Here is a 10,973-nt window from a genome sequence, read left to right on the forward strand (position 1 = left end):
ACTTAGAATGAAAAATACTTTTCAACTGCTCTCTCGGGAGACTTTCCAATTTGGACAATTTTTGTCCATTAATTTTTTAAAATTTTGGCCATGATTGAATTCTATCAGGTGGCATAATTCATGTATCATTACATATTCTAAACATTCAGGGTCTTTTTTTGCAAGATTTAAACTTAATGTAATTCCACCATCTTGTTTACAGTTTCCCCAGTTTTTCATTTTGCGAACACCAACATCTTTAGGTTTTCTTCCAACAATTTTTGTGCATTTAGTTAACACATTCGGAATAGCTGATTTCAGCTCTTTTCGATAAAATTCATCTAAGATATTTTTCCTTTTCTCAATAGTGCTTTTTTTTGAAATTGGAAGGTAAAGAATTGATTTTTCTCTGTCAATTAATACTTGTTTAACAGCAGAGTTTGAAATTAACTGCAAGTTAAATTCCTCGCCCCAAACATAATGTTTTTCACCATTATCGTATTTTAAGGGAGGTTCAATATCATTTTCAAGAATGTACTTTTGCTTTTTCAAAATCCATTCCTTTTTCGAATTAATAAACTTAACTATTTCTTCATCTGGGATAGATAATGGTGCAGATACTTTAACTTCTCCATTTGGAGGTAAAATACGTATGTACATGTGTTTTATATTTTTTTTAACAGTGATGGGAATATTTTCGATTTTCATTTAATTAAAAAATAAGATCAATAATATATTTAAACCTTGTTGTGATGTAGAATCAAATTTGAAGTCTGCTGGATAAAATGCAGTTGACTAAAAATCAACCATAAAGTATTTATATTAGGATAATTAACAATATAACATTTAATATTTTATAAACATTAAGTATTACTTTTTTATTAATTAATTGTATATATTGTAATACTTTTTACATTAAATTATATGGAGTAATTTAGTATGGATAAAAAGAAATTGGCAATTATTGCAGTTGTTATAATAATTGCAGTTATTGGTGTAGCAACGTTATTTAACGGACCATCCACTACAAGAAATCCTGATGAATTAGTTGTTGCTGCTACTGGACATGGTGGAGAACTTGAAAGCGGGTTTGATCCTATGTATGGTTGGGCTTATAATGGTGAGCCTTTAATTCAAAGTTCTTTATTTAAATTTGATAACAATAGAAGTATAGTAGATGATTTGGGAACTGGATACACAACAGAAGATAGTAAAACATGGGTAGCTACAATAAGGGATGATGCTAAGTTTAGTGATGGTAAAAAAGTTACTGCTGAAGATGTAGCATTCAGTTTTAACACAGCCGCTAAATCAGAAGGATATTTATTTTATGATGAATTTGAAAAAGCTGAAGCTATGAATGATACTGCGGTTAAAGTAACATTAAAACAACCAAAAGCAGAGTTTTTATTTACTCTTGCAAGGCAACCTATTGTTCCTCATTATTACTATGATAATACTACATACGGTACAAAACCAATTGGTTCTGGTCCGTATAAATTAGTTCAATGGGATAAAGGTCAACAAGCTATTTTTGAACTAAATGAACATTATTATGGTAAAAAACCAGCATTTAAGAAATTAACAATATTATACTATGAAAATGATGCTGCATTTGCAGCTGCAAAAAGAGGGGAAGTGGATATAGCTGCAGTACCTACAATTTATGGTAATCAATCTGTTGATGGGATGGAACTAAAAGGTTTACCTTCATATGATTCTAGATATATAACCCTGCCATTTAATAATGATAGTGGTGAAAAAACAGATGAAGGATTTGCAAAGGGAAATAATGTCACGTCTGATATTGCCATTAGAAAAGCAATGTATACAGGTTTAAATAGACAAAAATTAGTTGATGAAGTGTTTTCAGGTTATGGGGATCCTGATTTTACAGGTGTAGATAAATTACCTTGGTTTAATGAAGAAGCTAAATTACCTGATTCTAATCCTGAAAAAGCAAAAGAAATATTAAAAGATGGTGGGTGGATAGATACTGATAATGATGGAATTGTTGAGAAAAATGGGACAAAAGCTTCTTTTACTTTATTATATGGTGCTTCTAATCCTGATTCACAACAATTAGCTATTGGATTCGCTGATCAGATGAAAGAAATAGGAATTGAAGTAATTCCTGAAGGTAAAAGTGGTGATGCAATGATGCCATTAAAATTCTCTAATGCAGCAATTAATGGATACGGAACTAATGATATAGATCCAGTACATAAAGCATATCTTAGTAGTGTAGCAGGACAATCATATGCTAATCCTAACTTTTATAAAAATCCAACTGTTGATAAATATTTAAACCAATCAAATTGTGCAACATCCCTTGATGAAACATATAACTTTATTAAATTAGCAGCATGGGATGGAACTACTGGCTTTGGTCCTAAAGGTGATTGTGTAAATATATATATTTATGATCAAGAATATCTTCTTTTTGTAGATAAAAGTTTGGACATTGGAACTCCTTTAATCCAACCTCATGGATGTGGAGATATATATGGAAATATATACGATTGGAAACGGGTTTAATTAATTAAATAAAAATTTAATTAAATCTTTTTTTTCTTTTTTTAAAATATTTGTATTATTTTCATGAATTTCAGAGCTTTCTTATGTTTTCTATTATGGTGGATGTATGAATCATCAAAAATTATTCAAATTTTTATCTTATAAACTAATAAGATTAATAATATTATTAATTGCTGTTGCGTTAATAAGCTTTATTTTAGTAGATATGTCTCCTATAGATCCAGTTAAATCATATATTGGAGAAATAAGTGCTAGTCCCGAACATATTGTTAAGCTTGAGGCTTATTGGGGGGTGAATGAACCCATAACTACAAAAATGTTTAATTGGTTAGGAAATTTAGCAAAAGGGGATTTTGGAACTTCATTGATATTTAGAATGCCAGTATTAAATGTTATTTCTGAAAAGTTCACTGCATCACTAGCTTTAATGATTACTTCCTGGTCTATTTCTGGAATTTTAGGTTTTGGATTAGGTGTTGTTGCTGCAATGTATAGAGGTAAATTGGTTGATAAGATTATTAAAACATATTGTTATGTTCTAATATCTGCTCCAACATTTTGGATTGCCCTACTTTTACTAATGATTTTTGCAGTTCAATTAGGGTGGTTTCCTACTGGTTTAGGTGTGCCTGTTGGTGAATTATCAGAAAATGTTTCATTCTTTGATTGGGTTTATCGGTTAATTTTACCTGCAATTACATTAAGTGTTATAGGAATTGCTCAAATAGCCATGTTTACGAGGGATAAATTAATAAATGTCATGTCATCTGATTTTATTTTATTCGCAAAAGCTAGAGGGGAATCCGGTTGGAATTTAATAAGAAGGCACGGTATTAAAAATATTTTACTGCCTGCAATAACCCTACAGTTTTTATCTTTCAATGAACTCTTTGGTGGAACTGTATTAGTAGAACAAGTATTTTCTTATCCTGGTATTGGTAGAGCTACAGTAGCTGCAGGTTTAAGATCGGATGTTCCATTATTATTAGGTATTGTTTTATTTAGTACAATTTTTGTCTTTTTTGGCAACATGATTGCAGACATAATATACAATTTTGTAGATCCTAGGATAAAAGAAGGGGAATTTAATGAAAAATGAAAAGCTAAATTTATCTTTTAAATTAAACTTAAGAACAAAAACTATTTTAATCATTCTTTTAACAGTTTTAGCTTTAGTTATTATAATTATTAATAGTCTTTTCATTGATGCAAGTTCAATTTCGACTAAATTTACTTTAAGAAATTTACCTCCTTCTTTTGAACACCTTTTTGGTACTGATTGGATGGGTAGGGACATGTTAACAAGAACTTTAAAAGGTTTGGGTCTTAGTATTCAAGTTGGTGCTTTTTCTTCAATAATCAGTACTTTGTTGGGGGTCATAATTGGATTTTTATCTAGTTTCAATAAATATTTAGATAGCTTTGTTAATTGGTTAATTGATTTATTTTCATCTATCCCACATATACTTCTCATTATTCTAATTTCAATTTCATTAGGAGGTGGGGCTTTTGGAGTAATTGTTGGAGTTGGTGTTACTCATTGGACAGCACTTGCAAGAGTTTTAAGAGCAGAATTAAAACAAATTAAAACATCTGAATATATAAATATTTCTAAACATTTTGGAAAGTCCAATTTTTGGATTGCTAAAAATCATTTCTTACCTTTAGTGCTTACTCAAATTGTTTTAGGTACAATATTGATATTTCCACATGCAATAATGCATGAAGCCGGCGTGACCTTTTTAGGTTTTGGAATATCTCCTCATGAACCTGCTATAGGCATTATATTGTCTGAATCAATGAAATATTTGGCTATTGGAGCTTGGTGGTTAGCATTTTTCCCAGGAATATCATTATTAATCATTGTTTTAACATTTGATATAATCGGTGAAAATATACAAAAAATGATTGATCCAACACATGCAAATGAATAAAGGTTAAACCATGTCAGAAAGTTTATTAAATGTAAGTAATATTTCTATTTCTTTTACTCAATATGTCCAAGGTCTTAATCAACGAAATTTAAAGGTTATTTCTGATTTATCTATTGATATTTCTAAAGGCGAAATTGTTGCTGTTTTAGGTTCAAGCGGTTCAGGTAAAAGTTTACTAGCACATGGGGTTCTTGGTATTTTACCTAGAAATGCAAATCTTGAAGGAAAAATGAAATACAAAGGCAAAATTCTAAATAAAGAATTAAAAGAAAAGTTAAGGGGGGATGAAATTACTTTAATTCCTCAGTCAGTTAACTTTTTAGACCCATTAATGAAAGTTGCAGATCAGTCAATAGGTCAATATAAAGATAATGAAGATAAGAAAATTAAAAAACAAAAGCAAAGAAAAGTTTTTGAAAAATATGGATTAGGTGAAGAAGTGGACAATATGTATCCTTTCCAATTATCTGGGGGAATGGCAAGAAGGGTTCTCGTATCAACGGCTTTACTTTCAAACCCAGAATTAGTCATAGCAGATGAACCTACTCCAGGTTTAGATGAAAAAGCAGTACAAGAAACATTAGACTATTTAAAAGAAATGGCTGATGATGGAGTAGGAATATTATTAATAACTCATGATATTAGTGCTGCTTTAAAAATTGCTGATAAAATAGCTGTTTTTTATGCAGGGTATGTAATTGAAATAGCTAATGTTTCAGACTTTACAGGTAGAGGTGAAAAACTAAATCATCCATATACTCGTGCTTTATACAGAGCTTTACCCGAAAATGAATTTAAATTAACTGAAGGTCATCAACCTTTACAAGGTGATGAAATTGAATGTTGTCCTTATGTTAAACGCTGTGAATATTCAATTGAAAAATGCCATAAATCAATTCCAGAATTAAAAGACTTTAATGATAGGAAAGTTAGATGCTTTAAATGTGAGGAACTTGATGGAGATTAATGAGGTTATTTCATGGAGATTAAAGGAGAAAATATTAGTTTTAGATACAATATCGATTCAGATTGGATTTTAAAGGATGTTAATATTTTTCTTAAAACTAACCAAATTATAGGTTTAATGGGCAGTAGTGGAAGTGGAAAATCTACATTGTGTAAAATTTTAACTGGCTATATTAACAACTATGAAGGAGATGTTTATTTGGATGGAGAAAAAGTTAATAATAACGGGTTTAATCCCATCCAATTAGTTTTTCAACATCCTGAAAAAACTATAAATCCTAAATGGAAGATGAATAAAGCTTTAAATGAATCTTGGAATCCTCCAAAAGAATTATTAGACAAATTTGGTATTCAACAAAGCTGGTTGAATCGTTGGCCTAATGAGCTTTCTGGTGGGGAACTTCAAAGATTTGCAGTTATTCGTGCCCTCAGTCCTAAAACAAAATTTTTAATTGCTGATGAAATGACTACTATGTTGGATGCAGTTACTCAAGTTCAAATTTGGCAAAATGTGATTAATATTGCTAAAGAAAGAAAAATAGGCGTTTTAGTAGTTAGTCATGATAAAAAATTATTAAATCGTCTTTGTGATGAAACAATTCATTTAAATATTCCATTTAAAATATTCTTCATCTAATATTTATCGGCCAATAATATAATTTTATTTATCTTTCCCGTTCATTGACTTCAAAAACTTGTTTGATTTAAATATTTGCAAGTTTTTTATTAAAAACTTTTTCTTAATATTTGGAGTTATTTTTATAATTTAAAGCTAATTAATCAGTTATTTTGAAAAATTTAAATGAATAGATTAATCGAAAAAATTAGTTATCACACAAGTTTTTGAAAGAGTCCGTTCATTATACATCACAATATATAATTACTTATTTTTCTAAAAATATTAGTATGGGACTTATGGATGTAATGCTTAAAAGAAGGAGTACAAGGAAATTTGGTGACGAGCAGATAACAAAAGAAGAATTGGATAAAATCTTGCAAGCGGCACTTCTTGCTCCAACAAGTATGAATAGAAAACCATGTAACTTTATGGTAGTTGAAAGGGCTGAAACCTTGGAAAAATTATCAAAATCTAAGAATCATGGTGCAGATTTAATCAAAGGGGCTAATAAGGCCATAGTTGTTATTGCAGATACGATGATTGCAGATACCTGGTGTGAGGACTCATCAATTGCTCTGACTTATATGCATTTAATGGCAACAGAACTGGAGGTAGGAAGTTGCTGGGTACAAATACACTTAAGAAGTAAAGATGGCATTGATTCAGAAGAAATTGTAAGGGATATTTTAAAAATTGATAATCATTACAGGATTGTGGGGATTCTTGCATTGGGTCACTCAGAAGATATCCCTAAACCCCACAAGGAAGCTGACATTGATAAGAGTAGGATACACTTTTTAGTTTAAATACTTTTTACCCTTAAATAGTTACAAAATATTTATATATGTTTTAAATTAACTCTTATACATAGGTAATTAGAAGGTATTAAAATGCATGTTAAAGATTTATTGGATTATCTAGATGTTAAAATTAAATTACCACAACATTGGTATTCAACAGATATTAGTAATGATTTTGAAGGTGCAGAACTTATTCAAAATGATGAAGTTATTAAAATAGAAACAGTTGGTGAAAAAAACACAAAATTGATTGTTATTGATGTTAATGACGGAATGAGTGTGGTTACAAAATTCCCAGACGGTAAAGTAATTGGTGTTAAATATTTAGATAATAAAGATGATTTTGAATATATTGGAAAACCTTCTGAATTATATTATTAATAGTTAAGGATTATTGAGACATATTTAATGTTCATGAATTTTAAATTCAATTAAAATAAATGGAGGAATCTATCATGGCTGATAAAAAAGCACCTGCAGATGGTTGGCCGGTTATTAGTGGTGACTATATTGTAGGTGACCCAGAAAGTCCTGTTGCGGTAACTACTCTTGCTTCCCATATCGAAGCTGATTTGACAGGAGCAGCTATTGCAGGACCATGTAAAACAGAAAACTTAGGTATTGAGAAAGTAGTTGCAAATATTATATCCAATCCGAACATTAGATTTTTAATTTTGGCTGGTGCCGAAGTACAAGGTCATATCACTGGTCAAAGTTTTAAAGCGTTATACGAAAACGGTGCGGATGCAGATAAAAAGAAAATCATTGGCGCTACTGGGGCAATTCCATTTGTTGAAAATGTTCCTCTTGAAGGTGTTGAAAGATTCCAGCAACAATTAGAAATTGTTGATTTAATTGACACTGAAGATATTGGGGCAATTCAATCAAAAATCAATGAATGTGTTGAAAAAGATCCTGGAGCACTAGAAGCAGAACCTATTGTAATGGAAGTTGACGAAGAAGAAGAAAAATTAGTAATTGTCAACAAAAAAGATTCTAAGAAAAAAACTGAGGCATAACTTGTCTCAGTTTACTGTTTTTTTTTTAAAAAATTAAAAAATAGGATTGAATTAGCTAGTTCAATCCTTAAAATAAACCTGTATCATTTAAACGCTCTTCAAAGTAGTGGGCTGCATCATCTGCTTTTTCTTTAATAATGACTGCAACAATGACTGTTACAACAGCAATTCCAATTGAAATAGCTAATGCTGGAAGATAATTGGACCAAACCACTCCTAATTGGGCTTCTCTAATCAAATCAATAGCATATGTCATTGGCAGGTATGGATAAAGTGTTTGGAAAACATTATCCATAATTTCAATTGGATAGATTCCTCCAGTTCCAGAAATTTGAAGTACTAAAAGAACCACTCCAATTCCTTTTCCAACTTGTCCCAGGGCAGATATTAAAGAATACATTAACACCATAAAGGTCACCGATATCAGTGCTGCTGAAAATGTAAACAGTAATGGATTCTCAATTTCAACTCCTAATAAAAATAATCCTGAAATTGTAACAGCTGCTTGAAGCAAACTCATTATTATAAATAATAATAGTTTTCCAAAGTACATTTCAATAGGTGAATATTTGGTTTCAGTACTACTTTCTATTCTAAGCATTACGCAGGTAATTACCGCTCCAACCCACATTGATAAAACAATGTAAAATGGTGCAACATTAGATCCATAATTTTCAACGGGATATACTTCGTTACGTTCTAATTTAATCGGGGAATAAATATAATCTCCGATTTGTGATTCGTTAACTCCGGTTATTCCTGAAAGTGAATTTGATGCACCATATAATGCACTAGCTGCTGAAAATAATGCTTGTGTCGCTGAATTTGATAATAATTGGGAACCTGCTGCAAGACTTAGCGCGCCGTTTGCTAATTCAGTAGAACCATCTGCTAACTTGTTTGCACCGTCAGCTACATTGCTGGCTCCTCCTGCAACATCACTTGCACCATTTGCAAGTTTTGAAGAACTGCTGGCTAATTGAACAGAACCCTCTGCCAGGTCACTGGATCCTCCCGCTAGTTTCGAACTCGAATTTGCAAGATTAACTGAACTCTCAACTACTCCTTTTACAGGTCCAGGTAATGTTGATGGATCAACTGATGATTCTAAATCACTTGCACCTTTTTGAACTTGCTTGGAACCAGATTTAATTTTATCTGCTGATGAGGATACTTTGCTTGCTCCGTTTTCAACAGATTTTGACCCTGACTTTATTTTGTTGGCACCATGATTCACATCTGAAGCACCTGATTTTACTTTACTGGCACCGGAACTCACGGAATTTGCTCCAGATGATACGTGGTCTGCTCCAGAGGCGATTTTATTCGCTCCATTTGAAAGTTGAGTAGCCCCGCTTGAAAGTTGTCCTGCTCCTGAAGATAAACCGTCTTGTAATTCACCTAATTTTCCATATGCGGCTATGTCAATAAATTCAACGATTTTAGCATTTATACGGGTATAAACGGCATTTGCTGCAGCATCAGTGAGTTTATTTGCAACAGGGTTGGCTTTAATATTAACAAGGTAATTTATTTTTGCGGATTTTGGATTGTCGGTTGTTATTGAAATGACATCTTTACTTAAATCCTTGGGAATTATCATCCCAGCATAATAGTCACCATTATTAACTCCTTCTCGCAGTTCATCTTCTGTGACAAAAACCCATTTATAGTTGCTGTCATTTTTCAGGTCTTTTACAATTTCATTTCCAACATTCAACTTTTGATTTTCGTATGTAGCTCCTTTATCAAGATTTGCTATTGCAAATTCGATGGAATCGGTATTTTCATAAGGATTCCAACATGCTTGGATATTTAAAAGAGCGTATAGTGAAGGTAAGATTATTATAGCAACTAATACAATTATTACAATTGGATTAGAAAATGATGCTTTTAAATCTCTTTTCATAATTTCAACAATATTGTTGATCTCTCTTCCACTCATTTTATTCACGTGTCCCGTTTAAGACGATATCTAGGAAGTCTTAAATATATATCTCGCTTTGGAGTTTTTATAAACTCTCCAAAGAATCATTGGTTTAAAAAAGAATACTGATTATGCTAAAATATAATGCCTAACTTTGTGCATTTTTCGTTGTTTGATTTTAAAGTAAAAAATTCACTTAATTTTACATTATAATTTCATTAATTTTTAAAAATACATTATTTCGACAGAAAAGTTGCTATTCCTATTTTAATGACATCTAATTCATCATCGGTTAAGAAAACCACCTTGTAAAAGCAATCCATTAAATATTCTTCAAGACTTATAGAAGCCAAATTCAGATATTCCTTTGAGTTTATTGATTAAAATACACCAATGCTCTTTAGGTATTTATTGGATTTTCCATTCTAAAAAGATTAACTTCAGATTAATTACTGTAGTAGCTTCAGATATTCCATTTTTTCAAAACATGAAATGGGGTATTGATGATTTCAATACTTCCATTTACAACTTCCATATGTAAGTAAGTATTTAATTACATTTAATTATTATGTTTTTGTGGGCTTCTGTCTCACACTTTTTTGCATTTTTTTAAAAAATACAAAAACTTTATATATTTCACGAAATACATAGTATATTACAGTTTTAAAAGTGCATTTTTTGAAAGATATGATATTAATAGTTAAATTTATATATTATGAAAATTAATGTATTATTACAAAAATGCATAACTTTTTAAAAAATGCATTAATTTTAAAAACCACACCATTGTATTTAAAGGTGACAAAAAAATAACCGAGGTAATAATATGAATGCTAAAATTAACTGGAGTGAAAAAGTAAAAAATTTGGATGAAACTATAAGAAAAGAAATTGGTATTGAAGAAGAGAACCATACTAAACATATATTAATCAATGTACAGACAAATGCCTCCGAAGATATTGGACCGGCATTTATCGTTGGGGAAGATGAAATATTCCTTGATTTATTTGTACTGTCATCACAAGGACTTGGAATAACATCAACTGCTGTTTTGAAAGATAACATTCAAAGTATAGGGGTTATTGGAGGCGTTTCTGCAGAAAAAGTTAACTTATCAGAAGTTACTGACGAAACACCGCTGCTTGATGATGTTACTGATTTATATCAATAGATTAGTTTTGCCTCACCACC

At 30.8% G+C, this 10,973-nt stretch carries 12 protein-coding genes; 10 read left to right on the forward strand and 2 right to left on the reverse strand.

Annotation, left to right across the window (positions count from 1 at the left end; all coding sequences use genetic code 11):
• Positions 1-21: 21 nt before the first annotated feature.
• On the reverse strand, positions 22-687 hold the full coding sequence (locus Q9968_RS05950; protein ID WP_305514450.1) for a M48 family metallopeptidase: 666 nt from the start codon (positions 685-687) through the stop codon (positions 22-24).
• Between the two features lie 231 nt (positions 688-918).
• Here Q9968_RS05950 and Q9968_RS05955 point away from each other — a divergent pair, with 231 nt between their 5' ends.
• The 8 genes from Q9968_RS05955 to mtrA all read left to right on the forward strand — a co-directional run bounded on the left by Q9968_RS05955 (position 919) and on the right by mtrA (position 7,855).
• Positions 919-2,517: an ABC transporter substrate-binding protein gene (locus tag Q9968_RS05955; protein ID WP_305514452.1), complete on the forward strand. Its 1,599-nt coding sequence runs from the start codon at positions 919-921 to the stop codon at positions 2,515-2,517.
• Positions 2,518-2,623: 106 nt separating this feature from the next.
• Positions 2,624-3,616, forward strand: coding sequence for an ABC transporter permease (locus Q9968_RS05960; RefSeq protein ID WP_305514454.1), 993 nt, complete (start codon positions 2,624-2,626; stop codon positions 3,614-3,616).
• Complete coding sequence (locus Q9968_RS05965) at positions 3,606-4,451, forward strand: ABC transporter permease (RefSeq protein WP_305514455.1); 846 nt, start codon at positions 3,606-3,608, stop codon at positions 4,449-4,451. The genes Q9968_RS05960 and Q9968_RS05965 overlap by 11 nt, the downstream gene beginning before the upstream one ends.
• Positions 4,452-4,461: 10 nt before the next feature.
• Positions 4,462-5,418 carry an ABC transporter ATP-binding protein gene (locus tag Q9968_RS05970; RefSeq protein ID WP_305514457.1) on the forward strand — a complete coding sequence of 319 codons (957 nt, stop codon included), beginning with the start codon at positions 4,462-4,464 and terminating at the stop codon, positions 5,416-5,418.
• A 12-nt stretch (positions 5,419-5,430) separates the two neighbouring features.
• Positions 5,431-6,054, forward strand: coding sequence for an ABC transporter ATP-binding protein (locus tag Q9968_RS05975; protein ID WP_305514459.1), 624 nt, complete (start codon positions 5,431-5,433; stop codon positions 6,052-6,054).
• Between the two features lie 269 nt (positions 6,055-6,323).
• Positions 6,324-6,842 carry a nitroreductase family protein gene (locus tag Q9968_RS05980; protein WP_305514461.1) on the forward strand — a complete coding sequence of 173 codons (519 nt, stop codon included), beginning with the start codon at positions 6,324-6,326 and terminating at the stop codon, positions 6,840-6,842.
• 84 nt (positions 6,843-6,926) lie between these two features.
• Entirely contained in the window at positions 6,927-7,217 is a 291-nt protein-coding gene (locus Q9968_RS05985; RefSeq protein ID WP_305514463.1) for a hypothetical protein, read from the forward strand.
• A gap of 74 nt (positions 7,218-7,291) precedes the next feature.
• A complete protein-coding gene (gene mtrA / locus Q9968_RS05990; RefSeq protein ID WP_305514465.1) occupies positions 7,292-7,855 on the forward strand; it encodes a tetrahydromethanopterin S-methyltransferase subunit A in 564 nt (187 codons plus the stop codon).
• A gap of 67 nt (positions 7,856-7,922) precedes the next feature.
• Here the strand turns inward: mtrA and Q9968_RS05995 are convergent, their stop codons facing one another.
• Positions 7,923-9,800: a YhgE/Pip domain-containing protein gene (locus Q9968_RS05995; RefSeq protein WP_305514467.1), complete on the reverse strand. Its 1,878-nt coding sequence runs from the start codon at positions 9,798-9,800 to the stop codon at positions 7,923-7,925.
• A 358-nt stretch (positions 9,801-10,158) separates the two neighbouring features.
• On the opposite strand from Q9968_RS05995, the gene Q9968_RS06000 reads away from it, so the two are divergent.
• Both Q9968_RS06000 and Q9968_RS06005 read left to right on the forward strand, forming a co-directional pair.
• A complete protein-coding gene (locus Q9968_RS06000) occupies positions 10,159-10,323 on the forward strand; it encodes a hypothetical protein (protein WP_305514469.1) in 165 nt (54 codons plus the stop codon).
• A 285-nt stretch (positions 10,324-10,608) separates the two neighbouring features.
• Complete coding sequence (locus Q9968_RS06005) at positions 10,609-10,953, forward strand: hypothetical protein (RefSeq protein ID WP_305514471.1); 345 nt, start codon at positions 10,609-10,611, stop codon at positions 10,951-10,953.
• Positions 10,954-10,973: the final 20 nt, after the last annotated feature.

Source organism: Methanobrevibacter sp. V14 (assembly GCF_963082475.1).
Lineage (GTDB): Archaea > Methanobacteriota > Methanobacteria > Methanobacteriales > Methanobacteriaceae > Methanocatella.